Origin of the sequence: Pseudomonas sp. B35(2017) (genome assembly GCF_002113645.1) — a bacterium.
GTDB lineage: Bacteria > Pseudomonadota > Gammaproteobacteria > Pseudomonadales > Pseudomonadaceae > Aquipseudomonas > Aquipseudomonas ekonensis.
In genome coordinates this window covers 51,047-75,851 of sequence record NZ_NEIZ01000009.1, presented here as the reverse complement: position 1 = coordinate 75,851, position 24,805 = coordinate 51,047, and the positions used below count along the sequence as shown (strand labels likewise).

Annotated in this window: 23 protein-coding genes; 13 read left to right on the top strand and 10 right to left on the bottom strand. The window is 66.3% G+C overall.

Going from position 1 to position 24,805, the window contains the following annotated elements:
* Positions 1-12: 12 nt before the first annotated feature.
* The 3 genes from efeB to efeU are packed head-to-tail and all read right to left on the bottom strand — an operon-like array spanning position 13 to position 3,394.
* Positions 13-1,317: an iron uptake transporter deferrochelatase/peroxidase subunit gene (gene efeB / locus CAG41_RS16790; protein WP_085707225.1), complete on the bottom strand. Its 1,305-nt coding sequence runs from the start codon at positions 1,315-1,317 to the stop codon at positions 13-15.
* 17 nt (positions 1,318-1,334) lie between these two features.
* On the bottom strand, positions 1,335-2,534 hold the full coding sequence (gene efeO / locus CAG41_RS16785) for an iron uptake system protein EfeO (RefSeq protein WP_085707224.1): 1,200 nt from the start codon (positions 2,532-2,534) through the stop codon (positions 1,335-1,337).
* A gap of 8 nt (positions 2,535-2,542) precedes the next feature.
* A complete protein-coding gene (gene efeU, locus CAG41_RS16780; protein WP_085707223.1) occupies positions 2,543-3,394 on the bottom strand; it encodes an iron uptake transporter permease EfeU in 852 nt (283 codons plus the stop codon).
* Between the two features lie 281 nt (positions 3,395-3,675).
* Here efeU and CAG41_RS16775 point away from each other — a divergent pair, with 281 nt between their 5' ends.
* From CAG41_RS16775 to CAG41_RS16750, 6 genes are all read left to right on the top strand, one after another.
* Positions 3,676-4,692, top strand: a complete 1,017-nt coding sequence (locus CAG41_RS16775; protein ID WP_085583095.1) for an AraC family transcriptional regulator — start codon at positions 3,676-3,678, stop codon at positions 4,690-4,692.
* A 186-nt stretch (positions 4,693-4,878) separates the two neighbouring features.
* The gene (locus CAG41_RS16770; protein ID WP_085583093.1) at positions 4,879-6,543 is read left to right on the top strand and encodes an AMP-binding protein; all 1,665 of its coding nucleotides are present in this window, start codon (positions 4,879-4,881) and stop codon (positions 6,541-6,543) included.
* Between the two features lie 16 nt (positions 6,544-6,559).
* Positions 6,560-7,321: an SDR family NAD(P)-dependent oxidoreductase gene (locus CAG41_RS16765; protein ID WP_085583091.1), complete on the top strand. Its 762-nt coding sequence runs from the start codon at positions 6,560-6,562 to the stop codon at positions 7,319-7,321.
* A gap of 12 nt (positions 7,322-7,333) precedes the next feature.
* Positions 7,334-8,527, top strand: coding sequence for an acetyl-CoA C-acyltransferase (locus tag CAG41_RS16760; RefSeq protein ID WP_085583089.1), 1,194 nt, complete (start codon positions 7,334-7,336; stop codon positions 8,525-8,527).
* A gap of 80 nt (positions 8,528-8,607) precedes the next feature.
* Positions 8,608-9,735: an acyl-CoA dehydrogenase gene (locus CAG41_RS16755; RefSeq protein ID WP_085707222.1), complete on the top strand. Its 1,128-nt coding sequence runs from the start codon at positions 8,608-8,610 to the stop codon at positions 9,733-9,735.
* A 14-nt stretch (positions 9,736-9,749) separates the two neighbouring features.
* Entirely contained in the window at positions 9,750-10,523 is a 774-nt protein-coding gene (locus CAG41_RS16750; RefSeq protein WP_085583085.1) for an enoyl-CoA hydratase, read from the top strand.
* Between the two features lie 193 nt (positions 10,524-10,716).
* On the opposite strand, the gene CAG41_RS16745 is transcribed toward CAG41_RS16750, so the two are convergent.
* Positions 10,717-11,868, bottom strand: coding sequence for an acyl-CoA dehydrogenase family protein (locus CAG41_RS16745; RefSeq protein ID WP_085583083.1), 1,152 nt, complete (start codon positions 11,866-11,868; stop codon positions 10,717-10,719).
* A 3-nt stretch (positions 11,869-11,871) separates the two neighbouring features.
* Positions 11,872-12,978, bottom strand: coding sequence for an enoyl-CoA hydratase/isomerase family protein (locus CAG41_RS16740; protein ID WP_085639627.1), 1,107 nt, complete (start codon positions 12,976-12,978; stop codon positions 11,872-11,874).
* 454 nt (positions 12,979-13,432) lie between these two features.
* Between CAG41_RS16740 and CAG41_RS16735 the strand changes: the two genes are divergently transcribed.
* From CAG41_RS16735 to astA, 7 genes are all read left to right on the top strand, one after another.
* Positions 13,433-14,212, top strand: coding sequence for a transporter substrate-binding domain-containing protein (locus CAG41_RS16735; protein WP_085583079.1), 780 nt, complete (start codon positions 13,433-13,435; stop codon positions 14,210-14,212).
* Between the two features lie 78 nt (positions 14,213-14,290).
* Positions 14,291-15,016 carry an ABC transporter permease gene (locus tag CAG41_RS16730; protein ID WP_085639624.1) on the top strand — a complete coding sequence of 242 codons (726 nt, stop codon included), beginning with the start codon at positions 14,291-14,293 and terminating at the stop codon, positions 15,014-15,016.
* Positions 15,013-15,723 carry an ABC transporter permease gene (locus CAG41_RS16725; RefSeq protein WP_085632514.1) on the top strand — a complete coding sequence of 237 codons (711 nt, stop codon included), beginning with the start codon at positions 15,013-15,015 and terminating at the stop codon, positions 15,721-15,723. The genes CAG41_RS16730 and CAG41_RS16725 overlap by 4 nt, the downstream gene beginning before the upstream one ends.
* 56 nt (positions 15,724-15,779) lie before the next feature.
* Positions 15,780-16,541: an ABC transporter ATP-binding protein gene (locus CAG41_RS16720; protein WP_085583072.1), complete on the top strand. Its 762-nt coding sequence runs from the start codon at positions 15,780-15,782 to the stop codon at positions 16,539-16,541.
* 12 nt (positions 16,542-16,553) lie between these two features.
* The gene (locus CAG41_RS16715; protein WP_085583070.1) at positions 16,554-17,033 is read left to right on the top strand and encodes an Lrp/AsnC family transcriptional regulator; all 480 of its coding nucleotides are present in this window, start codon (positions 16,554-16,556) and stop codon (positions 17,031-17,033) included.
* 184 nt (positions 17,034-17,217) lie between these two features.
* A complete protein-coding gene (ctlX, locus tag CAG41_RS16710; protein ID WP_085583068.1) occupies positions 17,218-18,168 on the top strand; it encodes a citrulline utilization hydrolase CtlX in 951 nt (316 codons plus the stop codon).
* Entirely contained in the window at positions 18,165-19,199 is a 1,035-nt protein-coding gene (gene astA, locus CAG41_RS16705; RefSeq protein WP_085583066.1) for an arginine N-succinyltransferase, read from the top strand. The genes ctlX and astA overlap by 4 nt, the downstream gene beginning before the upstream one ends.
* A gap of 13 nt (positions 19,200-19,212) precedes the next feature.
* Here the strand turns inward: astA and CAG41_RS16700 are convergent, their stop codons facing one another.
* From CAG41_RS16700 to CAG41_RS16680, 5 genes are all read right to left on the bottom strand, one after another.
* Positions 19,213-19,908 carry an HPP family protein gene (locus CAG41_RS16700; protein WP_085583064.1) on the bottom strand — a complete coding sequence of 232 codons (696 nt, stop codon included), beginning with the start codon at positions 19,906-19,908 and terminating at the stop codon, positions 19,213-19,215.
* Between the two features lie 169 nt (positions 19,909-20,077).
* Positions 20,078-21,256 (bottom strand): MFS transporter, encoded by a 1,179-nt coding sequence (locus CAG41_RS16695; protein ID WP_085657167.1) that lies wholly within the window; start codon positions 21,254-21,256, stop codon positions 20,078-20,080.
* 310 nt (positions 21,257-21,566) lie between these two features.
* On the bottom strand, positions 21,567-22,916 hold the full coding sequence (locus CAG41_RS16690) for an MmgE/PrpD family protein (RefSeq protein ID WP_085707221.1): 1,350 nt from the start codon (positions 22,914-22,916) through the stop codon (positions 21,567-21,569).
* Entirely contained in the window at positions 22,913-23,800 is an 888-nt protein-coding gene (locus CAG41_RS16685; RefSeq protein ID WP_085632520.1) for a polysaccharide deacetylase, read from the bottom strand. The genes CAG41_RS16690 and CAG41_RS16685 overlap by 4 nt, the downstream gene beginning before the upstream one ends.
* Positions 23,793-24,641, bottom strand: coding sequence for a polysaccharide deacetylase (locus CAG41_RS16680; protein WP_085707220.1), 849 nt, complete (start codon positions 24,639-24,641; stop codon positions 23,793-23,795). Before CAG41_RS16680 ends, CAG41_RS16685 begins: the two co-directional genes overlap by 8 nt.
* Positions 24,642-24,805 lie beyond the last annotated feature (164 nt).

Below are 24,805 nucleotides of genomic sequence, written 5' to 3'. Positions count from 1 at the left end.
CGGCTCCTGGGCTTATGCAGTTGTTTTGGGTTGGGTAGCGTTGAGCAGCGAGCGACCGATGAAGTCCTTGTCGCCCGTGACACCCGGCAGGGTGAAGAAGTAACCGCCGCCGATCGGCTTGAGGTATTCCTCCAGCGGCTCGCCGTTGAGGCGGGTCTGTACGGTGATGAAGCCTTTTTCCAGGTCGGCCTGGTAACAGATGAACAGCAGGCCCATGTCGAGCTGACCGTTCTTGTTCACGCCGTTGGAATAGTTGAACGGCCGGCGCAGGATCAGGTTGGCCTGGGTGGCGGCGGTGCGCGGGTTGGCCAGGCGGATGTGGGCGTCGAGCTTGGTCAGCTTGCCGTGGGGATCCTGGCCGTAGTCCGGCACTTCGGTCTCGTGATGGGCGCCTATCGGGGCGCCGGTGGTCTTCACCCGGCCGATGATGCTTTCCTGTTCCTGCAGCGGCGTGCGGTCCCAGCGCTCGACGAAGTTGCGGATGATCCGCACCGCCTGATAGCTGCCGTGGGCGGCCCAGGCCGGTTCGTCGCTGCCCGGCTGCACCCAGACGATGCGGTTCATGACGCTGGCGTCGGTGGAGTCCGGGTTGGCCGAGCCGTCGCGAAAGCCCAGGAAGTTACGGGCCGACTGCGCAGGCGTACCGGGTTTCGCCGGGGCCTGGGGCGGCACGCTGCCTTCTTGCTTCCAGCGCACCAGCAGCAGGTCCGGCAGGTTCTTCACAATGTCGCGCAGGGCGTGGATGTTGGTGTCGGCGGTGTTGGAGCAGAACTGCAGGCTGAGGTCGCCGTGGCAGCAGTCGGCTTCGAGGGCGTCGTTGGGGAAACCGACCATGCGTATCAGCCGCTTGGGCTTGGCGCCGGCCAGGCCGAAGCGCTCGTCGAACAGCGATTCGCCCACCGAGACGGTGATGGTCAGGTTGTCCGGCGTCACCACCGGCCCCAGGATGCCGGAATCCAGCGGCGGCAGCTTCGGGTCGACCTGGGCCACCGGGCCGCCCTTCATCAGGAATGCGATGCGCTCGTTGAGGGTGCGGAACAGGCGCTCCAAGTCGTCACGGTCGGTGGCCAGCACGTCGAAGGCCACCAGCATGCCGGCCACCGGGCGCGGGGTGACGATGCCGGTCTGGTGCACGCCATGGAAGTCGTGGCGGTCCTGGGTCTTGTCGCTGCTGGGCGCTTCGGTCACTTGCGCAGGTTCGGCCGCTGCGGCCATCGCCGGGCAGCTCAGGGTGGAGCCTGCCAGCGCAACGCCGGCGGCGCCCATGCCCATCAGGAGGCGGCGGCGTTGCAGGTTGAAGTCTTCTGTATCGTTCATCGCGGGTCGTCTTCTGCTTACAGGCCGGAGAGGCCGAGGGCGGGGTCAATGGCGTCGAGGGTGTCGGCCAGGGTCTTGGCCTTGTCGGCGAGCGCCTTGCGTTGCTCGCCGCTGACGGTGTCGTAGCGGACGTAGGCGCCATCGGCCTTCAGGCCGTTGAGTTCGGCGTCGACGTCGGTGAGTGCCTGGTCAATCTTGGGCACCAGGTCGGCGGCGGATTTGGCCAGCATCGGGCGCAGCAGGTCGATGACCTTGCGGGCAGTCTCGATGTTGGCCGCAAACCCGTTGAGGTCGCTGTGGCTGTAGCGTTCCTCTTCGCCGCTGGCCATGCGCACGTCGGCCAGGGTGTTGAGGTTGCGCACCACGATTTCCACCAGTTGCTCCGGCGGCAGCGACTGGGCCAGCAACTGCAGCTTGAGCGTGGTCACGTCGTCCAGCAGCCGTTTGGCCACCGGGGCCAGGCCGTCGAGCTTGCGCTGCTGGAAGAGCCCGTATTCCAGGCGATGGAACCCGGTGAACCCCGGATCCTGTTCGCGTTGCTCGAAATAGTCGGCGCGGGCGTTGATGGCGTTGTCCAGCTCGCCCAGGCGCTGGGCGGCAGGGGCCAGGCGTTGATAGGCGGCACGGGCCGGCACGTACAGCGCCTGGGCCTGGGCCAGGTCGCCGCTGTCGATGGCCTGGTTCAGTGCCTTGACGGACTTGATCAACGCACTGCTGTGCATGGCCACGTACACACGGAACTCCGACAGCGGCCCGACGAACGCGACCATCGACGGCTTGGCCTTGGCGGCGGCCTCGGAAGCGGCGGTGGGCGTCACGGTCAGCGTTCCGCGCGGGTTGCTGAGCAGGCCGCAGGTGATGGTGTAGGTGCCGGGCGCAAGGTTGGCGTTGATCACCTGACTCAGGCCCGGCGCGATGTTTTCCCGTTCCTCGATCACCAGCACGCCGCTGAGGATTTCCCATTCCACCGCCCGGTCGGAGCGGTTGACGATGCGGAAACTGGAGTGGCCGGCCGGCACGGTCAGTTCATTCGGCTCGCAACTGCGCGGATGGATGTTGACCACCACTTCGTCGTGGTTGAGTTGACGCTTGGCCGCCGCCAGTTTCGAGGCGTAGTAGAACAGGCCGCCGGCGGCGATCATCACGATCACCGAGCCGGCCACCGCCCAGCGCAGGGCGCGGGGAGGGGAGGCCTGAAGAGAGGATGGCTTTGACATGAAGGCCCTTACTGGCTGGAAACGGAAGGAGATTTGTCGGCGGACTGGGGGCCGACGGCCGCCGCCGGATAGAAGAACACCGCCAGCGCCACCGCCAGATAGATCACGTAGGCACCCAAGGTGCTGACGGTCGGCGCGTCCTGATAGCCGAACATGCCGGCCAGCACCGAACCCACGGGGCCGTCCATCGGCAATGTCTCGCTGACGTCGAACAGTACGGTCTGCAAGTGGTTCCACAGCCCGGCCTCATGCAGGGCCTGCACGGAATTGGCGAGGATCCCGGCAGCGACCACGAGGATGAACAGCCCGGTCCAGCGGAAGAACGCCGAAAGGTTCAGGCGCATGCTGCCGGTGTAGATCAGGAAGCCGACGATGACCGCCAGGACCAGGCCGAGCAGGGCGCCGATCGGCGCGGCCGGGCCTTCGCTCTGCTGGAACACCGCCAGCAGGAAGAACACGGTTTCCAGGCCTTCCCGGGCGACGGCGAAGAACACCATGGCGATCAGCGCGATGACCTGGTGCTTGGAGGTGGTCAGGGCCTGGTCGAGGGACGCCTGCAAAGAGTGCTTGATCGAGCGCGCCACCTTGCGCATCCAGAACACCATGGAGCTGAGGATGCCCACGGCCACCAGGCCGACCACGCCTTCGAACAGTTCCTGCTGCTTCTGCGGAAACTCGGCGCTGACCAGCTCCAGGCCGCCACCCACCAGCAAGGCCAGGGCCGCCGCGAGAAACACGCCGATCCACACCGCCGGCATCCATTGCCCGCGGCCGGTCTGTTGCAGGTAACTGGCGATGATGCCGACGATCAGCGCGGCTTCAATGCCCTCGCGCAACATGATCAAAAAAGGGACGAGCATTCGGTGTCCATGGGGTCGGGAAATGTAGTTACAAGTTGTAACATAATGAAATTCATTCTCACATGGCATCCGTTGACATTTACCTGAACCTTAGCTGAACAACCTGTTTTTGCATGGCCGAAACAGCGGTGGCCGTAGAAGGAGATCCTTGTGGGAGCCAGCCTGCTGGCGATGACATCAGCGAAGGCGCTATAGGGCTGCTGCTCACCAGGAAATGTGCCGGCCTTGAGCCGCTGCGTTAAGATGCCGGCACTCGAACAACCACGGATCAGCCGCGCTCCATGTCGGAAAAAGACACCATCGCCATTCAGCTTGTGCGCGAGGCGCTGCTGCAAAGCTGCGCACCGGGCCAGGCCACGGAAGAAGTGCTGAACAAGGTCGGGATCGCCCCGGCGCTGCTGCAGACCGACCACAGCCGGGTGCCGGCCTCGCAGTACGCCAGGCTTTGGCGGCTGCTGGCCCGGCGCGGCGATGACGAGTTCTTCGGCATGGATCCGCGCCGGCTCAAGTCCGGCAGCCTGGCGTTCCTCTGTCGCACTGCGATGGCGCAACCCAACCTTGCCTTGGGATTGGCCAGCGGGCTGAGTTTCCTGTCGCTGATGCTGGACAAGCTGCCGGCGCAACTGGTGCATCAGCAGAGCCTGGCGGAGATCGTTCTGCTGGAGGAGGACCCCGAGCCGCGCCGGGCGTTCACCTATTTCACCTACTGGATGATCGTCCACGGCGTGGCCTGCTGGCTGGCCGGGCGGCGGATCCCGATCCTGTCCATCGAGCTGCGTTGCGCGCAGCCGGACTTCTGCGACGACTACCGGGTGATGTTCTCGCAGAACCTGCGCTTCGACCGGCCGCGCACCCGGATGATCTTCGCCGCCGATTGCCTGGACCTGCCGATCAAGCGCAGCGCCGATGAGCTCAAGCGCTTCCTGGCCCATGCCCCGGCCAACATCCTGGTGAAGTACCGCGACCCGCAAAGCCTGGCCAGCCGGATCCGTCACGACCTGCGCCAGTTGCCCGCCGAGCAGTGGCCGGAAACCGAAGCCCTGGCCCAGCAGTTGTGCATGTCGGCCTCGACCCTGCGCCGCCGGCTGGCGGAAGAAGGGCAGACCTGGCAGGGCCTCAAGGACGGCGTGCGCAAGGAACTGGCGATCGCCTGGCTGGCGGAGCCTTCGATCAGTTTCGCCGAAATCGCGGCGCGCCTGGGGTTTGCCGATGCCAGTTCGTTCTACAAGGCGTTTCGCAAGTGGTCGGGGAGCAATCCCGGGCATTACCGCAGCCTGATCCTGAATGAGGCGGTCTGATCTGGATTCTGCGATGAATTGACCGGCCTCATCGCCAGCAGGCCGGCTCCCGCAGGGCCTGAGCCTTGGCCAAACCGGTCATCCAACTTGACGCCTTTGACCATTGCCGCGCTCCCTGTGCGGAGCGACTATCCCGGTGTTGTTTACGGTTCCCCAACCTAATAAGAACACAGAGGGATTCTGGCAATGCGCGATTACTTGTCCGCCACCGAACAGTTCAACTATCAGCACACCGTGGACGCCGCCCTCAGCGGCACGCTGGAGGCGCTCAACGCCTGTGTCGAATGCTGTGACCGTCACGCCTTGCCGGGTCGCATCGCGTTGTTCTGGGAAGGCCGCGACGGCGCCAGCGCGACCTACACCTTCAGCGACCTGCAGGATCAGGCCGCGCGCTTCGCCAATTTCCTGCTCGCCCAGGGCGTGCGCAAGGGTGACAAGGTCGCCGGCCTGCTGCCGCGCAACATCGAACTGCTCATCACCGTGTTCGCCACCTGGCGCATCGGTGCGGTGTACCAGCCGCTGTTCACCGCGTTCGGGCCCAAGGCCCTGGAACATCGCCTGAACAGTTCCGGCGCCAAAGTGGTGGTCACCGATGCCGTGAACCGGCCCAAGCTCGCCGAAGTCGACGGTTGCCCGACCGTGGTCACCGTCGGCGGCGCCAAGGGCCAGGGCATCGTGCGGGGCGATTTCAGTTTCTGGGCCGAACTGGCCCACCATTCCAACGTCTGCGAACCGGTGCTGCTCACCGGCGAAGACCCGTTCCTGCTGATGTTCACCTCCGGCACCACCGGCCCGTCCAAGGCGCTGTCGGTGCCGCTCAAGGCCATCGTCGCCTTCCAGAGCTACACCCGCGACGCCGTGGACCTGCGCCCGGAAGACGCGTTCTGGAACGTGGCCGATCCGGGCTGGGCCTACGGCATCTATTTCGGCGTCACCGGGCCGTTGTCGATGGGGCACCCGATCACGTTCTACGACGGCCCGTTCACCCTCGAAAGCACCTGCCGGGTGATCAACAAGCTCGGCATCACCAACCTGACCGGCTCGCCGACCGCGTACCGTCTGCTGATCGCCGGCGGCGACGAGTTCGCCAAGTCGATCAAGGGCAAGCTGCGCATCGTCAGCAGCGCCGGCGAGCCGCTGAACCCGGAGGTGATCCGCTGGTTCGCGGACAACCTGGGCGTGGCCATCCACGACCACTACGGCCAGACCGAACTGGGCATGGTGCTGTGCAACCACCATGGCCTGGAGCACCCGATCCACCTGGGCGCCGCCGGTTTCGCCTCGCCGGGCCACCGCATCGTGGTGCTCGACGAGCAAAACACCGAACTGGGCGTCGGCCAGCCCGGCATCCTCGCCATCGACCGCGACCGCTCGCCGATGTGCTGGTTCGCCGGCTACGAAGGCGCGCCGACCAAGGCTTTCGTCGGCCACTACTACCTGAGCGGCGACACTGTGGAGTGGAACCCCGACGGTAGCATCAGCTTCGTCGGCCGCAGCGACGACGTGATCACCACGTCCGGCTACCGGGTCGGCCCGTTCGACGTGGAAAGCGCGCTGATCGAACACCCGGCGGTGATCGAGGCGGCGGTGGTCGGCAAGCCCGACCCTGAGCGCACCGAACTGGTCAAAGCCTTCGTGGTGCTCAACCCGCAGTACCGCGCCGAACCTGCGTTGGCCGAAGAATTGCGCCAACACGTGCGCAAGCGCCTGGCCGCGCACTCGTACCCCCGTGAAATCGAATTCGTCAGCGACTTGCCCAAGACCCCGAGCGGCAAGTTGCAGCGCTTCATCCTGCGCAACCAGGAAATCGCCAAGGCTCAAGAGGCCGCGGCGAAAAACGTTTCAGCTTGAATCCAAGGAAACCGTCATGCAGATCGAGAACAAGGTATTTATCGTCACCGGCGGCGCGTCCGGCCTAGGGGCCGCCACCGCCGAATCGCTGGTCAAGGCCGGCGCCAAGGTGATGCTGGTGGACATGAACGCCGAAGCCGTCGCCGCCCAGGCCCAGCGCCTCGGCGCCCACAGCACGGTGGCGGACATCAGCAACGAGGCCGCCGCCGAAGCCGCCGTGCAGGCGACGCTCAAAGCGTTCGGCAGCCTCAACGGGCTGGTCAACTGCGCCGGCATCGTGCGCGGCGAGAAGATCCTGGGCAAGAACGGCCCGCACGCGCTGGCCAGCTTCAGCCAGGTGATCAACGTCAACCTGATCGGCAGCTTCAACATGCTGCGCCTGGCCGCTGCGGCCATCGCCGAAAGCGAAGCCAACGCCGACGGCGAACGCGGGGTGATCATCAACACCGCGTCGGTCGCCGCGTTCGACGGCCAGATCGGCCAGGCCGCGTACTCGGCCTCCAAAGGCGCGATCGCCAGCCTGACCTTGCCCGCCGCCCGCGAGCTGGCGCGGTTCGGCATCCGTGTGATGACCATCGCCCCGGGCATCTTCGAGACCCCGATGATGGCCGGCATGACCCCCGAGGTGCGCGACTCCCTGGCCGCCGGCGTGCCGTTCCCGCCGCGCCTGGGCAAGCCTGCCGAGTACGCCGCGCTGGTTCGGCATATCATTGAGAACAGCATGCTCAACGGCGAGGTGATCCGTCTCGACGGCGCCTTGCGCATGGCCGCCAAGTAAGGAGGATTTGTCATGACCACCGCCAACGATCCGATCGTCATCGTCAGCGCCGTCCGCACCCCGATGGGCGGCTTCCAGGGCGAACTGAAAAGCCTCACCGCGCCGCAGCTGGGCGCCGCCGCCATCAAGGCCGCCGTCGAACGTGCCGGCATCCGGGCCGATGCCGTCGATGAAGTCCTGTTCGGCTGCGTGCTGCCCGCCGGCCTCGGCCAGGCTCCGGCGCGCCAGGCCGCGCTGGGCGCGGGGCTGAACAAGTCGACCCGCTGCACCACCGTCAACAAGATGTGCGGCTCCGGCATGGAGACCACCATCCTGGCCCACGACATGCTCGTGGCCGGCAGCGCCGACGTGGTCATCGCCGGCGGCATGGAAAGCATGTCCAACGCGCCGTACCTGCTCGACCGCGCCCGCAGCGGCTACCGCATGGGCCATGGCCGGGTGCTGGACTCGATGTTCCTCGACGGCCTCGAAGACGCCTACGACAAGGGCCGCCTGATGGGCACCTTCGCCGAGGACTGCGCCGAGACCAACGGCTTCACCCGCGAGGCCCAGGATGCCTTCGCTATCGCCTCGACCACCCGCGCCCAGCAGGCGATCAAGGACGGCGCGTTCAAGGATGAGATCGTTCCGCTGACCGTGACCGTCGGCAAGGAACAGGTGGTGATCAGCAACGACGAGCAGCCGCCCAAGGCCAAGCTGGACAAGATCGCTTCGCTCAAGCCGGCGTTCCGCGAGGGTGGCACCGTGACGGCGGCCAACTCCAGCTCGATCTCCGACGGCGCGGCGGCGCTGGTGCTGATGCGCCAGTCCCAGGCGCAGACGCTGGGCCTCAAGCCGCTGGCGGTGATCCACGGCCATTCGGCGTTCGCCGACACGCCGGGCCTGTTCCCGGTGGCGCCCATCGGTGCGATCAAGAAGCTGATGAAGAAAACCGGCTGGTCCCTGGAGCAGGTCGACCTGGTGGAAGTCAACGAGGCCTTCGCCGTGGTCGGTATGGCCGCCATGACCCACCTGGAGATCCCCCACGAAAAGCTCAACGTCCATGGCGGCGCCTGTGCCCTGGGCCACCCGATCGGCGCGTCCGGCGCGCGGATCCTGGTGACGCTGCTCTCGGCCCTGCGCCAAAGGGGCCTGAAGCGCGGTGTGGCGGCGATCTGCATCGGCGGCGGCGAAGCCACGGCGATGGCCGTGGAATGCCTCTACTGATCGCCAGGTCCCAACCCCTGTAGGAGCCAGCAGGCTGGCTCCCACACGAAGCAGTCGGCGTGACTTTTTAAGGATTCACCATGATTCCCAACGAAGACCAACAACAGATCCGCGACATGGCCCGGCAGTTCGCCGAGAAGCGGCTCAAGCCGTTCGCCGCCGAGTGGGACCGCGAGCACCGTTTCCCCAAGGAAGCCATCGGCGAAATGGCCGGCCTGGGCTTCTTCGGCATGCTGGTGCCGGAGCGGTGGGGCGGTTGCGACACCGGTTACCTGGCCTACGCCATGGCCCTGGAAGAGATCGCCGCCGGCGACGGCGCCTGCTCGACCATCATGAGCGTGCACAACTCGGTGGGCTGCGTGCCGATCCTCAAGTTCGGCAACGACGACCAGCGCGAACGCTTCCTCAAGCCGCTGGCCAGCGGCCAGATGCTCGGCGCCTTCGCCCTGACCGAGCCCCAGGCCGGTTCCGACGCCAGCAGCCTGAAGACCCGGGCGCGGCTGGAAGGCGACCACTACGTGCTCAACGGCTGCAAGCAGTTCATCACCTCCGGGCAGAACGCCGGGGTCGTGATCGTGTTCGCGGTGACCGATCCGGGCGCCGGCAAGCGCGGCATCAGCGCGTTCATCGTGCCCACCGACTCGCCGGGCTACAGCGTCGCGCGGGTCGAGGACAAGCTCGGCCAGCACGCCTCCGACACCTGCCAGATCCTCTTCGAGGACGTGAAGGTGCCGGTGGCCAACCGACTGGGCGAAGAGGGCGAGGGCTACAGGATCGCCCTGGCCAACCTGGAAGGCGGGCGCATCGGCATCGCTTCGCAATCGGTGGGCATGGCCCGCGCCGCGTTCGAGGCCGCCCGTGATTACGCCCGTGAGCGCGACAGCTTCGGCAAGCCGATCATCGAGCACCAGGCCGTGGCCTTCCGCCTGGCGGACATGGCCACCCAGGTCGCCGTGGCCCGGCAAATGGTGCATTACGCCGCCGCCCTGCGCGACAGCGGCCAGCCGGCGCTGGTCGAGGCGTCGATGGCCAAACTGTTCGCCTCGGAAATGGCCGAGAAGGTCTGCTCGATGGCACTGCAGACCCTCGGCGGTTACGGTTACCTCAACGACTTCCCGCTGGAGCGCATCTACCGCGACGTGCGGGTCTGCCAGATCTACGAAGGCACCAGCGACATTCAGCGCATGGTCATTTCGCGCAATCTTTGAGAAGGAATCCACACATGAGCTACGAAACGATCCTGCTGGAAACCCATGGCCGCGTCGGCCTGATCACCCTGAACCGGCCGCAAGCGCTCAACGCCCTGAACGCGCAACTGGTCAGCGAAGTGAACCGTGCCCTGGACGGTCTGGAAGCCGATGCGAACATCGGCTGCATCGTCATCACCGGTTCCAAGAAGGCCTTCGCCGCCGGCGCCGACATCAAGGAAATGGCGGAGCTGACCTATCCGCAGATCTACATGGACGACCTGTTCAGCGACAGCGACCGGGTGGCCAACCGGCGCAAGCCGATCATCGCGGCGGTCAACGGTTTCGCCCTGGGCGGCGGCTGTGAGCTGGCGCTGATGTGCGACTTCATCCTGGCCGGCGACAACGCGAAGTTCGGCCAGCCGGAAATCAACCTCGGCGTGCTGCCGGGCATGGGCGGCACCCAGCGCCTGACCCGCGCGGTGGGCAAGGCCAAGGCCATGGAGATGTGCCTGAGCGGCCGTCTGATCGGCGCCGAAGAGGCCGAGCGTTGCGGCATCGTGGCGCGCATCGTGCCGAGCGACGAATTGCTGGACGAGGCGCTGAAAGTGGCGGCGGTGATCGCCAGCAAGTCGCTGCCGATTGCGATGATGGTCAAGGAAAGCGTCAACCGCGCCTTCGAAGTGAACCTGACCGAAGGCGTGCGCTTCGAGCGCCGGGTGTTCCATGCGGCGTTCGCCACCCATGACCAGAAAGAAGGCATGGCGGCGTTCATCGCCAAGCGCGAGGCTGAGTTCAAGGGCCAATGAGGCGGCGCCGCTGCTGACGCCGTCGCTGGCAAGCCGAATCGTCGCACAGCAACTTTCACAGTTAACCGGGCCGTTCACAGATGGTGTGCTCGACACAGACCCTGTGGGAGCTGGCTTGCCAGCGATGGCGGAGTGTCAGTCGACACGGTTCAGAGAAAGACCGCAGCCTCATGCAGGCTGCGGTCTTTTGCTTTCAGATCAGGTAGTGCTTGAGCTCGCGGGCGATGACCATGCGCTGGATCTCGCTCGACCCTTCGTAGATCTGGGTGATCCGCGCGTCCCGGTAGTATTTCTCCACCGGGTAATCCTCCAGGTACCCGTACCCGCCATGGATCTGGATCGCCGAGGAGCAGACCTTCTCGGCCATTTCCGAGGCGAACAGCTTGGCCTGGGAGGCTTCGGACAGGCACGGCTTGCCGGCGGTGCGCAGGCGGGCGGCGTGCAGGATCATCAGCCGTGCGGCGTTCAGTTGCATGTGCATGTCGGCCAGCAGGTTGGCGATGCTCTGGTGCTCGATGATCGGCGTGCCGAACTGCACGCGCTCACGGGCGTAGGCCAGCGCCGCTTCGAAGGCTGCGCGGGCGATGCCCAAAGCCTGGGCGGCGATGCCGATGCGGCCGCCTTCGAGGTTGGACAGGGCGATGGCCAGGCCCTTGCCGCGCTCGCCCAGCAGGTTGGCCTCGGGGATGCGGCAATCGTTGAGGGTCACGGCGCAGGTGTCGGAGGCGCGGATGCCCATCTTGTGTTCGCTGCGGTCAACGGTGAAGCCCGGGGTGTCGGTGGGCACCAGGAACGCCGAGATACCTTTCTTGCCCAGCTCCGGGTCGGTCACCGCAAACACGATGGCCAGCTTGGCCCGCTTGCCATTGCTGACGAACTGCTTGGCGCCGTTGATCACCCACTGGCCGTCGCGCAGTTCGGCGCGGGTGCGCAGGTTGTGCGCCTCGGAGCCGGCCTGGGGTTCGGTCAGGCAGAAGCAGCCGATCACCTGACCGCTGGCCAGGTCCGTCAGCCAGGTCTCTTTCTGGGCCTGGCTGCCGTAGTTGAGCACCGGGCCGCAGCCCACCGAGTTGTGGATGCTCATGAACGCGCCGGTGGCACCGTCGCCGGCGGAAATCTCTTCCACCGCCAGGGCATAGGCGACGTAATCGACATAGCTGCCGCCCCATTCCTCCGGCACCACCATGCCGAGCAGGCCCAGTTCGCCCATCTTCGCCACCAGGCCGTCGTCGATCCAGCCGGCCTTTTCCCAGGCTTGCGCGTGGGGCGCGATTTCGCCGCGGGCAAAGTCCCGGGCCATGTCGCGGATCATCACTTGTTCTTCAGTCAGTTCGAGATCGTGCATGGCTCAGCTCCCGCTCTCAGTGAAACCTTGGAAGAAACCCGCGACCCGTGCGGCGTCCAGCGCCTTGAGGGTGGGCGGGTTCCAGCGTGGGGATTTGTCTTTGTCGATCAGCAGGGCGCGCACGCCCTCGATCAGGTCGCCGCGTTCGAACCACTGCCGGTCCAGGTGCAGTTCGAGGGCGAAGCAGTTGTCCAGGCTCAGGTGCCGGCCCCGGCGCAGCATTTCCAGGGTCACGGCCATGGCCAGCGGCGAACGGGTCTCCATCAGGTCCGCGGTGGCGGTGGCCCATTCGTGGCTGTCGGCGACGGTCACGGTGCGCAGTTGCTCGACGATGCTCGGCACGTCAGGCAACGCGAAGAAATGGTCGATGGCCGGGCGCAGGGCCTGGAGCGGCGCGTCGGGCAGGGTCTGCACGGCGAGCCCGGCCAGCAGGCTCTGCAGATCCTTGAGCGGCGTGTCGTGCCATTGCAGGTGGTCGAGCCGCTCGTCGAGGGTCGCCAGTGCGGCACTCTCCAGATACCAGTCCGCCAACCCGCAGTACAGCGCATCGGCGGCACGGACCTGTACGCCGGTGACGCCCAAGTAGATCCCCAGCTCGCCGGGGATGCGTGGCAGGAAATAGCTGCCGCCCACGTCCGGGAAGTAACCGATGGCCGTTTCCGGCATCGCCAGGCGGCTTTTCTCGGTGACCACCCGCAGGTCGGCGCCTTGCACCAGGCCCATGCCGCCGCCCAGGACGAAACCGTCCATCAGCGCCAGCACCGGTTTGCGGTAGCGGTGGATCGTCAGGTCGAGGGCGTATTCCTCGACGAAGAAGTCTTCGTGCAGCGTGTCGCCGCTCTTGTGGCTGTCGTACAGGGAACGGATGTCGCCGCCGGCGCAGAACGCCTTTTCGCCGGCGCCGCGCAGCACGACGGCGCGGATGCGGTCATCGCCCGCCCAGGCGTCGAGGTGGCGCTGCAACTGGCGGACCATGTCCAGGGTCAGGGCGTTGAGCCCGGCGGGGCGGTTGAGGGTCAGGTGACCGATGTGATTGCGAACCTCGGCCAGCACGTCGTTCTGTGTGGCATCCATGGACGGCGTCCGCGGGGATGAAGCCTGAGCAGTCATCAGTAACTCCCTGCTTTTATTGTTTTTTGTGCGATGTGTGCGGTGTGCTCGCGCGCGAGCGTTGCCGGATCGTAACAGTGCAAATTTGCCGTGCACAACCGGGATCCGTGCAGGGGGGGGCTGCATTTTTGTCATGCCGGCGACCGTGTCCCGTCGCAAGTGCCGGATCTTCGGCGCCCGCGACAGAATCGGCTGTGAACGTGCCGTTATCAGCACAATAGAGGGGTCGCCGCCGCCCCATACGACACCTGCCGCCGACGGTCTGTTGGCATTCTGGCCCCCGGATCCCGAGCGCTCTGCGCCAAGGGTTTCAGCCCGGGCATCACGCATGTCCCGGAACAAAAACAACAAGAACGCTGTTGCGGCCGATGCCGCATCGACTTTCTGTTCCTGCCCATAAAGGCGGCCGACCGGCGCGGCCGCGACAATTCCAGACAGATCAGGACTCAAGAAGATGAAAACCAAATGGCTGAGCGTGTCCGTACTCGCGTTGCTGTGCTGCACAACCGGCGCCCATGCGAAGGAATGGAAAGAGCTGCGGTTCGGCGTCAACCCCAGTTACCCGCCCTTTGAGTCGACCACCGCCGACGGCGGCGTGCAGGGCTTCGGCGTGGATCTGGGCAATGCCATCTGCGCCGAGCTGAAGGTCAAGTGCGTGTGGGTCAGCAATGACTTCGACGGGCTGATCCCGGCGCTCAAGGCCGGCAAGTTCGACGCCATCGAGTCGTCGATGACCGTGACCGACGCACGCAAGAAGCAGATCGACTTCACCGACCGCCTGTACGCAGGACCGACCGCCATCGTCACCCGCAAGGATTCGGGCCTGCTGCCCACCGGCGAGTCCCTCAAGGGCAAGACCATCGGTTACATGCAGGGCACGATCCAGGAGGCCTACGCCAAGGCCCGCCTGGGGCCGGCCGGGGTGAAGCTGCGGGCCTACCAGAACCAGGACCAGGTCTACGCCGACTTGGTGTTCGGCCGCCTCGACGCGTCGATCCAGGACAAGCTGCAGGCGCAGATGAGTTTCCTCGCATCCCCCCAGGGCGCGCCGTTCCAGAACAGCGAAGGCATCAGCGACCCGATGATCCCGTCGGACATCGCCATCGGCGTGCGCCAGGGCAACGACGAGCTCAAGGGCATGCTCAACGCCGCCATCAAGGCCCTGCATGACAAGGGCATCTACGCGCAGATCCAGCGCAAGCACTTCGGCGACCTGGACCTCTACAACAACTGATCCCCGCGCCCGCCGCGCCCTGTGTGCTGTCCAAGCGCGCAGCGCACGGAGGCGGGCGGCAAACGACAGGTGACTGGCGTGAATGAATTCCTGAGTTGGACCGGGCTCGGTCTGTCGAGCCTGCAAGGCTACGGCCCGCTGTTGCTGCACGGCACATGGGTGACCCTGCAACTGTCGGCGCTGGCGCTGCTGGTGAGCATGGCCCTGGGCCTGTTGGGGGCGGCGGCCAAGCTGTCGCCGCTCAAGCTGCTCAACCTGCCGGCGACGTTCTACACCACGCTGATCCGCGGCGTGCCGGACCTGGTGCTGATGCTGCTGATCTTCTACAGCCTGCAGGGCTGGGTGAGCAGCCTCACCGAACTGATGGGCTGGCCGTACCTGGAGATCGATCCGTTCGTGGCGGGCATCGTCACCCTCGGCTTCATCTACGGCGCGTACTTCACCGAGACGTTCCGCGGGGCGATCCTCAGCGTGCCGCGGGGTCAGCAAGAGGCCGCCGCGTGCTTCGGCCTCGACCGCTGGCAGCGTTTCCGCTTCGTGGTGTTCCCGCAGATGATGCGCTTCGCCTTGCCGAGCCTGGGCAACAACTGGCTGGTGCTGCTCAAGGCCACGGCGCTGGTGTCGATCATCGGCCTGTCGGACCTGGTCAAGGTGGCCCAGGAGGCGGGCAAGAGCACGTTCAACATGCTCGACTTCCTGCTGCTGGCGGCGGCGCTGTACCTGCTGATCACCAGCGCCTCCAATTACGTGCTGCGCGCGCTGGAGCGCCGCTACAACCTGGGCGTGCGGGGGATGGCGCGATGATCGAACTGATTGCCGAGTACTGGAAACCCTTCCTGTTCAGCGACGGCGAGGCCCTGACCGGCCTGGCGATGACCCTCTGGCTGCTGGTGGCGAGCATCGCGATGGGGTTCTGCCTGTCGCTGCCTTTGGCGGTCATGCGCGTCTCGCGCCTGGGTGTGGTGCGCTGGCCGGTGCAGCTGTTCACCTACGTGTTCCGCGGCACGCCGCTGTATATCCAGTTGCTGATCTGCTACAGCGGGATCTACGGCATCGCTGCGGTGCGCTCGCAGCCGTTGCTCGAAGCGTTCTTTCGCGACGCGATGAACTGCACGTTGCTGGCGTTCACCCTGAACACCTGCGCCTACACCGTGGAGATCTTCGCCGGGGCGATCCGCAGCATTCCCTACGGCGAGATCGAAGCGGCCCATGCCTACGGCCTCAGCGGCTGGCGCCTGTACCGGCGGCTGATCCTGCCGTCGGCGCTGCGCCGGGCGCTGCCGTACTACAGCAACGAAGTGATCCTGATGCTGCACGCCACCTCGGTGGCGTTCACGGCCACCATCCCCGACATCCTCAAGGTCGCCCGGGACGCCAACGCCGCGACGTTCATGACCTTTCAGGCGTTCGGCATCGCCGGCCTGCTGTACCTCGCGCTGTCGTTCGGCCTGGTCGGCGCATTCCGCCTGGCGGAGCGGCGCTGGCTGAACTTCCTCGGCCCGGCCCACTGATCCTTTCTTTTGATCCAGAGCCGCGCCGGTGCAGGGCGGCTCCAGGAGTTTGATCCATGTACAAACTGACGGTAGAAAATCTGTACAAGCGCTTCGGTGACAACGAAGTGCTCAAGGGCGTCTCGTTGAACGCGCGGGCCGGTGATGTGGTGAGCATGATCGGCGCCAGCGGTTCGGGCAAAAGCACTATGCTGCGTTGCATCAACTTTCTGGAGCGGGCGGACGAGGGCGCCATCACCCTGGACGGCGAACGGATCCTCACGCGGCAGGGCGCCGGCGGCATGCGGGTGGCCAACCCCAAACAATTGCAGTCGCTGCGCACGCGTCTGGCGATGGTGTTCCAGCATTTCAACCTGTGGAGCCACCTGACCGTGCTGGAGAACATCGTGCTTGCGCCCTGCCGGGTGTTGGGCGAAACCCGCAAGGAGGCCGAAGAGCGGGCGCTGGCCTACCTGGACAAGGTCGGCCTGCCGCAGCGGGTGGCGCAGCAGTACCCGGCGTTCCTCTCCGGCGGCCAGCAGCAGCGGGTGGCGATCGCCCGGGCATTGGCGGTGGAGCCGGAGATCCTGCTGTTCGACGAGCCGACCTCGGCGCTGGATCCGGAACTGGTCGGCGAAGTGCTGAAAGTGATTCAGGCCCTGGCCGAAGAGGGGCGCACCATGCTGATGGTCACCCACGAAATGGGCTTTGCCCGGCAGGTGTCCAGCCAGGTGCTGTTCCTGCACCAGGGACGGGTGGAGGAGCAGGGCGACGCGAGCCTGCTCGACCGGCCGCGCAGCGAGCGTTTGCAGCAATTCCTATCGGGTCGTTTGAAGTGAGGCAAGGGATACATGGCGGACATCCGCGATCTGACGATCGTGCTTGATCGGATCGATCAGGCCATCATCGAAGTGCTGCGCCACGAAGGGCGCATCACCTATCAAAAGCTCTCCGAGCGCGTGCACCTGACGCCCAGGCCTTGCCTGGAACGGGTGCGCAAACTTGAACAGCTCGGCGTCATCCGGGGCTACGGGGCGATTCTCGACGAGAAGAAGCTGACGCCGGGGCTCTCGCTGCTGGTGCTGGTGGCGCTGTCGAACCAGAGCGGGCGCGCGGCGCAGAAGGCCTTCGAGGCCAAGGTGCGCGCCTGCCCGCAAGTGCTTGAATGCCGGCTGATCAGCGGTGCGTTCGACTACAGCCTGCGCATGCGCTGCCGGGACATGGAGCACTACCGGGTGCTGACGGAAGTGTGGTTCGACGACCCGGACCTGCACATCGACAAACTGGTCAGCCACCCGGAACTGGCGACGGTGAAGACCACGATGGAGTGAGCCGGCCCGACACCAAGACCGCAGCCCGCAGGCTGCGGTTTTTTTTGCCCGGGCGCCTGCCGAATCGGCTGGGCAAACAGCCGATTTCGACCGTTTCCATCACTGGCGGTCAGCGCAACAACCGGGTTTGTTCCGGGCCGGAACAGACAATGGGCACCTCCCAACCCTCATCGGTTCCGTGCCCATGCAGACCACCAACACCGTTTTGATGATTCGCCCGACACGCTTTTCCTTCAACCAGGACACGGCGGCGAACAACCGCTTCCAGCGCCCGGCGGAGCACGCCGAAGACGTGCAGCTCAAGGCCTTGCAGGAATTCGACGGCTACGTCGCCGCGCTGCGCGGGCACGGGGTCGAGGTGCTGGTGCACAACGACCGCGAGGCCCCGCACACCCCCGACTCGATCTTCCCCAACAACTGGTGGAGCAGCCACCCCGACGGCACGCTGGTGCTGTACCCGATGCAAGGGCAGAACCGCCGGCTGGAGCGCGACAAAGGCGTGCTCGACTGGCTGGGCGAAACCTACCGGGTCGAGCGCCTGGTGGACCTTTCCGGGCTGGAGCGCCAAGCGGTGTTTCTGGAGGGCACCGGCAGCATGGTGCTCGACCGTCAGCAGCGCATCTGCTACGCCGGCTATTCGACCCGCACCCACGGCCATGCCCTGGAGCAGGCGGTCGAGCAGTTGGGGTATTCGCTGTGCGCCTTCAACGCCGTCGACCGCCAGGGCGTGGCGATCTACCACACCAACGTGATGATGAGCGTCGGCACCCGGCTGGCTGTAGCGTGCCTGGACAGCGTCGCCGATGCCGGCGAGCGCCAGGCGCTGCGTTCGCGGCTGGAGGAGAGCGGCAAGCAGGTGATCGCCCTGGACTGGGCCCAGCTCGAATCCTTCGCCGGCAACATGCTGGAAGTCCACAACGACGCCGGCGAGCCGCTGCTGGTGATGTCGCGCACCGCGTGGCAATCGCTGAACGCCGCCCAGCGCCGCACCCTCGAAAGCCTGGCCACGCCGCTGCCGGTGAACATCGACACCATCGAACGCATCGGCGGCGGCAGCGCACGCTGCATGCTGGCCGAGGTGTTTTTCCCCAAACGCGAGCCGCAACCGCTGACCGCCAAGGAGCGCACCCGATGATCGTCCGTCCAGCCACCCCCGATGACTTGCCCGCCTTGCTGGCCCTGGCCCACAGCGCCGGCGCCGGTTTGACCACCTTGCCCGCCGACGCGGCCCGTTTGCGCCAGCGCCTGGACTGGGCGGCGAAAACCTTCGCGAAAGAAGCCTCCCGAGCCGATGCCGATTACCTGTTCGTGCTGCAGAACCCGCACGGCGAGGCCATCGGCATCTGCGCCCTGGCCGGCGCGGTGGGCCTGCGCGAGCCCTGGTACAACTACCGCTTGGGGCTGTTCGTGGCGGCGTCGAAGAACCTCGGCATCAACCAGCAACTGCCCACGCTGTTCCTGGGCAACGACATGACCGGCCAATCGGAGCTGTGCTCGCTGTTCCTGCACGCCGACCACCGCAGCGGCCTCAACGGCCGGTTGCTGTCCAAGGCGCGGTTCCTGTTCCTGGCGGAGTTCCGCGAGCGCTTCGGCGACAAGGTCATCGCCGAAATGCGCGGCTATTCGGACGAGAACGGGGTGTCGCCGTTCTGGGAAGGGTTGGGCCGGCACTTCTTCAAGATGGACTTCGCTGATGCCGACTACCTCACAGGCCTGGGCAACAAGACCTTCATCGCCGAACTGATGCCCAAGTTCCCGCTGCCCACCTGCCTGCTGCCGGAAGCCGCCCGCGCGGTGATCGGTCGCGTCCACCCCAACACCGAACCGGCGCTGGGCATGCTCAAGGCCGAAGGCTTCGAACACCGCGACTACATCGACATCTTCGACGGCGGTCCGCTGATCGAATGCGACACCGGCCAGATCCGCGCCGTGCGCGACAGCCAGGTGCTGCAACTGAGCCTCGGCACACCGGGGGACGGGGCGGATACCTGGCTGATCCACAACCGTGGGTTCGCCGACTGCAAGATCACGGCCGCGCCGGCGCGGGTGGCGGCGGGCACCTTGATCGTCGATGCGCAGACCGCCGGCACGCTGGGGCTGACGGCCGGGGCGTCGGTGCGGGCGGTGCCGCTGGCGGTGCCGGCGCGGCAGCAAGCGGCGGCGTGAGCTCGGCCCGAGGTCAGGGCTTGGCGCCGAGCACTTCGCCGATGCTGCGCCGTTTGGCGTGCAGCTCGCTGGCATGGATCAGTTGCTCAAGGTCTTCCGGGGTGACGTCGATGAAGGCTTCCATGTCGGCCAGGGCCAGTTTGAGGTCGTCGGCGGTGATGGCCAGGGCGTCCACGGGGGCGACGGCGGGGGCCGGTTCGGCGGGGCGCTTGGGGTAGTGGATGCGCGTCAGGTTGTTGTAGGCCAGCGCGCAGACCACCAGGCTCACCGCGCTGAGCATCACAGGCCCCAGGGCCGTCCAGTCCATGGCCACGGTGGCGGGGTCGGCCAGCACCATCGTCAGGGCCACGGCACCGGCCGGGGGGTGCAGGCAGCGCAGCCAGCACATCACGATCAGCGCCATGCCGGCCGCCAGGCAAGCGCTGCCCAGGGTGCGGCCCAGCACATGGGCCACCAACAGCGCGACTGTGCCGGCGCACAGGTAGCCGCCGACGATCGACCAGGGTTGCGCCAGGGCACCGGAGGACACCGCAAACAGCAGCACCGCCGAAGCGCCCAGCGGGCCCATCACGTGATAGGCCGCCTGGATGCCGAACACCTGGCTGCACACCCAGACGCTGACCAGCGTGCCCAAGGCCATGCCGACGGCGGCGCGGCTCCATTCGGTGGGACGGGTGTTGACGGCGGCAGGCAACCAGCGGGCGAGCATGTGAAGACGTTCCTCGTGGATCGGGCAGAAAAGCGCAAGGCAAAAAAAAGGACTTGTCCGTGATGTCCGGAAAGTCCTTCGAAACGTTCCAACTATTGGGGGAGGAACGCGCACAGTGTGCCAAGCAAACTGGATGCTGACAAATTCATATAAATGCAGTTTCAGTGCACTATTTTTGCAGTAAGGCCACCCGCCGTCCGCTCATGAAGCACAGGAAGCCGCCCATCGCGGTCAACGCGCTCAAGGCGTAGAACATGGTCGGCGCCGGGGTGTGCATCAGCAGGAAGCCGCAGATCACCGGGCTCAGGGCGCCGCCCAGGGCCGCCAGGTTCTGCGCGCCGTAGTAGCTGCCGCGCAGTTCTTCCGGGGCCAGGGTGTCGACGAACAGGAACTCGGACGGGTAAATGATCATCTCGCCGAGGGTGAAGATGAACATGGCGACGCACCAGCTCACCAGGCTGTCGGCCAGGCTGAAGCCGATCAGGCCGGCGATGAACAGGCCCGTGCCGGCGACGATCCAGTAGCGCAGCTTTTCCCGGCTCAGGAACCGGCCGATCTGGTATTGCAGCAGGATCACCGCGATGGCGTTGCAGGCGAGCAGGGCGGCCATGGTCTTGAGGGCCTGCTGCGAATCCTCGACCACCAGCAGGTACTGCGACAGGTACAGGGTGAAGCGCCCGTGCACCACGGTGCTGAGCAGGCAGCCGCAGGTGAACATGATCAGGGTGCGGTCGTTCTTCAGGGTCACCAGGGTCTTGAGAAAGCTCTGGGGCTGGCCGATCACGGCCACGGGGTTGGCGTCCTTGGGGATGCCGACCATCAGGAAGATGCTGGCGAAAGCGATGGCGGCGGCGATCAGGAACGGCGCGATCGGATAGACCCCGGCGATCACCACCCCGAGCATCGGGCCGGTGGCGTAGCCGATGTTGGTCAGGGTGTAGCGCAGGGAGAATGCCTTGGCCCGCTGGTTGATCGGCAGGTGTTCACTGAGGATCGCCTTGGAGCCGATCAGGAACAGGGCCGAGGCGGTTTCGGTGATCACCAGGGTGGCGGTGGTCAGGTACAGATTGTGGGCGAACGTCAGCAGCACGAAGCCGATGGCGCTGGAGAGCATCGCCAGGATCAGCAGCCGGCGCTTTTCCAGGCGGTCGATGATGTAGCCGCCGTACAGCGCGAGCAGGGTGGCGATGAACACCGCGATGCCCAGCAGCAGACCGACGTCCTGCTGGTTGAGGCCCAGCTTCTGGCTCAGGAACAGGGTGAGCAGCGGGCTGGTGATGGCGCGGCTGACGACGATGGTCAGCGAGACGATCATCAGACGGCGGATAACGAGCGAATACTTGGCCACGGAAAATCAAATGTCCTTATTCATTTAGTGTTTTGCTCAACTGGAAACCGCGTGGCCTTCATCGCTGGCAAGCCAGCTCCCACAGGAATCCGGGCCGGACGCAGAACCTGAGCCCGGCACACAACCCTTATGGGAGCCAGCCTGCTGGCGATGAGGCCGGCACATCTAGCCTCGATGTCGCCTGCCGGATCGCCATCGCCAGCAGGCTGGCTCCCACAGGAATTTCGGCTGGATGCAGGACCTGAGCCCGCCGCAAAACCCTGTGGGAGCTGGCTTGCCAGCGATGAGGCCAAATGCGGCCCCCCAACAATCACGTCAGCCACCGCTCAAGCCCCGATACCGATTCCAGCGACTCCAGATGCCGCAATCGTTCCAGCAACCCTTCGGCCCGCTCCTGAGGCAACGCCCGCAGCGCCAGGCTGAAGAACTTCTCCTCCAGCGCCGCATCGCTCAGCGGATTGCCCGGCGCCCCCAACGGCACCTCGACGCACAGGCTGGCCTCACGCCCGTCCACGGTGTGCACGCTGACGACCGGCTCGCCATCCTCGGACAGTTGCCCGTCCACTTCAAGGCGAATCCGCGTCATCCACCGGGCAATGTCCGGATCGTCGCGCCGGGCGTCGTCGTAGGCCGAGAGCCGGCAATGCCCATGCGCCAGCCGCGCCGCGAGGGCGTAGGGCAGGCTCATCTGCGCCGCCGCCAGCGAAGCGGTGTCGCGCCCGCCGCACATGGCCTGCAAAAAGCCGCACAGGCGCACATGGACGTCTTCCACCTGAGGCGCCTCGACCTTGAGCTGCGCCATCAGCAGCCCCAACGCATCGATCGCCGAATGCGTCCCGCGGCACGCCGCATAAGGCTTGATCGAACAGCGGGCGAGTTTCCACACCTGGCCCAGGTTCGCCACCAGCGCCGCCGGTTGCGCGGTGCCTGGCGCGAGAGTCTTGAGAAAGCCGCCCCACACGTCATCGAACAGTTGCGACGGTCCGCTGATCCCTTCGCGGGCGAAGCGGGCGGCGAGCAACCCGCCCTCGGCGGCGCGGCCGCTGTGCAGTTTCTTGCTCTGCGAGCCGTCGTGGATGAACGCCCACAGACCGCCGCTGAAACTGCCGGCGATGCCCAGTGCCGACACGGTCTGCGCCGCGTCCAGGCCGAGGATCCGCGCGCTGGCCGCCGCCGCGCCGAACACCCCGCAGGTGGCGGTCGAGTGCCAGCCGGCGCCGTTGTGGGCCGAATAGCTGCCGCAGGCTTCCAGCACCCGTCGGCCGATCTCGTAGCCGATCACCACGGCGGTGATGAACTCGCGACCGCTCACCGGGCGCTCCGTCAGCGACAGTGCGGCCATCGCCGCCGGCAGCACCACAGTGCCGGAGTGGTCGCAGCCGCCGGTGTCGTCCAGCTCCAGCGCGTGGGCGGCGATGCCGTTGAGCAATGCGGCATCGCCGGCGCCGACCCGCTGTGAAGTGCCCCAGACCGGCACGGTTCCGGGGGCGCTGGCGAACAGCCGTTGCGCCTGAAGCGCCACGCGGCTGTCCGCCCCGGCGAGCGCTGCGCCGAAAGTGTCGAGGATGTGCCGCTTGGCCTGGGCCACCAGCGCCTCGGGCAGTGCTTCGAACCGGGTTTCGACGCAGAACTGCGCCAACCGCTGCATCGATTCGGTCATGTGAGGTAATCCCGATAATGCCGCTCATACACCGAGGCGGGATGATCCGCGCCCACCGCTTCAGCCTTCTGTGCCCACCATCGGGCGATGTCGGCGCCGCTGGCGATCCACACGTCGCCGTGCTGGCGGATGCTCTCCAGCAGCTCGCGCAGCACGCCGATCCGGCCCGGCGTGGCGATGATTTCCGGGTGCAGGCGCAGCACGTAGCACAGGCCGAACCGGTGGAAGCCGGCGAAGTCCAGCAGCAGGTTGCCCAGCGTGTGGCTGTAGGAGGCGATCCGCGACTGGGCCGGCGGTACGGCGGGGCTCAGGTTGAAGGCGAAGTAGGGTTCGTCTTCCAGTTCGTAGTGCAGCGGCAGCTCGATTACGTCCGGCGCCGTCAGGTGGGCGAACGGCAGGTCATCGCCGCGCCATGAGGACGACCAGCGAATGCCTTCGTCGCGCAGCGCTTCGATGAACCCCGGCGCGCCGTTGCCGGCCGGAATGCGGAAACCGGTCGGGCGTTGCCCGGTCAGCGTTTGCAGCGCCGCGCAGCCCTTGGCCACCTCGGCGCGTTGCGCCGCCAGGTCCAGGGTGTCGTAGTCCTGGTGGCGGTAGCCGGCACAGGCGATTTCGTGCCCGTCGGCCAGGATCGCGGCGATGTGCTGCGGGTTCTCTTCGGCGACGATGCCGGGGACGAACCAGGTGGCGGTCACTTCCAGTTCCTTGAACAGCCGCAACAGCCGTTCGACGCCCCGTTGGGTGCCGTAGCGCCACACCGACAGGGTCTTGTCGCGCCCGGCCACTTCGGGGGCCTGGGTGAGAATGCCGTGGATGTCGTTGTAGTCGACGGTCAGCGCCACGGCGCAGCGGCGGCCGGCAGGCCAGACGGTGGCGTCAGTCATGGTGATGCTCCTTGAGCCACCAGCGGGCGACGTCGCGGCAGGTGGCGAACCACACGTCGTCACGCTCGCGCATGTGTTCGAAGAGTTGTTCCAGCAGCAGGATGCGCCCAGGCTTGCCGGTGATTTTCGGGTGGAACAGGGTGGTCAGGCACAGCCCTTCGTCCATCGCGCCGTCGTACTCGCGCCGCCAGTTGTCCAGGGTCAGGGCGTAGCTGGCGGTGCGGTCCAGGCCGGACGGGAAGTTCGGCGCGCGGGTGTAGGCGAGGGAGGCGTAGTCGTCCATTTCCCAGCGGCCGGGGATCTCCACCAGCGGCGTGGCGTGGCCCGGCACGTCGACCAGGTACGGGCGGTCGTCGCCGCGCATGCTGCTGGAATAGATGACGCCGTTGTCGGCGAGCATCTTCGGGGTCTCGGCGCGCCAGTCGCCGGACGGGGTGCGGAAACCCTCGGCGCGGATGTGCAGGTGCTGCCAGAACACCTCGCGGGATTTCTGCATGACGGCCTGCTGCTCGTCGAGCGTCAGGGCGTAGAAGGATTCGTGCTTGTCGCCGTGGTAGGCCACCTCATGGCCGCGCTCGACGATGGCCTGGCATTGCCTTGGCCAGTTCTCCACGACCCAGGCCGGGACGAAGAACGTGGTCGGCAGCCTGAACGCGTCGAGCAGGTCCAACAGGCGCGGCAAGGCACGGTAAGGGCCGTAGCCGCCGAAGCCGAAATACTCGGGCTTGCGCCAGATCGAGCCGTTGAGCATGGCGTCGCCGGTGGGGCCGTCGAGGTCGAAGGCCAGGGCCAGACAGGCTTTGCGGCCGTCGGGCCAGGTGGGGGAAAGCGGGGAGGACATCACAGGCACTCCAACCATCAATGGATAAACACAAGACCTTGCGGGGGCGGCCTTGCGGTGTGTCATTGGCCGGAGATTTCGCCTGATCCGGCCCTATCGCGGGCAAGCCCGCTCCCACAGGGTTAAATGTCGGGCCCGGGCTCTGTGTACGACCGGGATTCCTG

Bases quoted from the DNA above. Each gene is read 5' to 3' on its own strand.
- efeB (WP_085707225.1), bottom strand. From the start codon at position 1,317: ATGAACGATACAGAAGACTTCAACCTGCAACGCCGCCGCCTCCTGATG.
- efeO (WP_085707224.1), bottom strand. From the start codon at position 2,534: ATGTCAAAGCCATCCTCTCTTCAGGCCTCCCCTCCCCGCGCCCTGCGC.
- efeU (WP_085707223.1), bottom strand. From the start codon at position 3,394: ATGCTCGTCCCTTTTTTGATCATGTTGCGCGAGGGCATTGAAGCCGCG.
- CAG41_RS16775 (WP_085583095.1), top strand. From the start codon at position 3,676: ATGTCGGAAAAAGACACCATCGCCATTCAGCTTGTGCGCGAGGCGCTG.
- CAG41_RS16770 (WP_085583093.1), top strand. From the start codon at position 4,879: ATGCGCGATTACTTGTCCGCCACCGAACAGTTCAACTATCAGCACACC.
- CAG41_RS16765 (WP_085583091.1), top strand. From the start codon at position 6,560: ATGCAGATCGAGAACAAGGTATTTATCGTCACCGGCGGCGCGTCCGGC.
- CAG41_RS16760 (WP_085583089.1), top strand. From the start codon at position 7,334: ATGACCACCGCCAACGATCCGATCGTCATCGTCAGCGCCGTCCGCACC.
- CAG41_RS16755 (WP_085707222.1), top strand. From the start codon at position 8,608: ATGATTCCCAACGAAGACCAACAACAGATCCGCGACATGGCCCGGCAG.
- CAG41_RS16750 (WP_085583085.1), top strand. From the start codon at position 9,750: ATGAGCTACGAAACGATCCTGCTGGAAACCCATGGCCGCGTCGGCCTG.
- CAG41_RS16745 (WP_085583083.1), bottom strand. From the start codon at position 11,868: ATGCACGATCTCGAACTGACTGAAGAACAAGTGATGATCCGCGACATG.
- CAG41_RS16740 (WP_085639627.1), bottom strand. From the start codon at position 12,978: ATGACTGCTCAGGCTTCATCCCCGCGGACGCCGTCCATGGATGCCACA.
- CAG41_RS16735 (WP_085583079.1), top strand. From the start codon at position 13,433: ATGAAAACCAAATGGCTGAGCGTGTCCGTACTCGCGTTGCTGTGCTGC.
- CAG41_RS16725 (WP_085632514.1), top strand. From the start codon at position 15,013: ATGATCGAACTGATTGCCGAGTACTGGAAACCCTTCCTGTTCAGCGAC.
- CAG41_RS16720 (WP_085583072.1), top strand. From the start codon at position 15,780: ATGTACAAACTGACGGTAGAAAATCTGTACAAGCGCTTCGGTGACAAC.
- CAG41_RS16715 (WP_085583070.1), top strand. From the start codon at position 16,554: ATGGCGGACATCCGCGATCTGACGATCGTGCTTGATCGGATCGATCAG.
- ctlX (WP_085583068.1), top strand. From the start codon at position 17,218: ATGCAGACCACCAACACCGTTTTGATGATTCGCCCGACACGCTTTTCC.
- astA (WP_085583066.1), top strand. From the start codon at position 18,165: ATGATCGTCCGTCCAGCCACCCCCGATGACTTGCCCGCCTTGCTGGCC.
- CAG41_RS16700 (WP_085583064.1), bottom strand. From the start codon at position 19,908: ATGCTCGCCCGCTGGTTGCCTGCCGCCGTCAACACCCGTCCCACCGAA.
- CAG41_RS16690 (WP_085707221.1), bottom strand. From the start codon at position 22,916: ATGACCGAATCGATGCAGCGGTTGGCGCAGTTCTGCGTCGAAACCCGG.
- CAG41_RS16685 (WP_085632520.1), bottom strand. From the start codon at position 23,800: ATGACTGACGCCACCGTCTGGCCTGCCGGCCGCCGCTGCGCCGTGGCG.
- CAG41_RS16680 (WP_085707220.1), bottom strand. From the start codon at position 24,641: ATGTCCTCCCCGCTTTCCCCCACCTGGCCCGACGGCCGCAAAGCCTGT.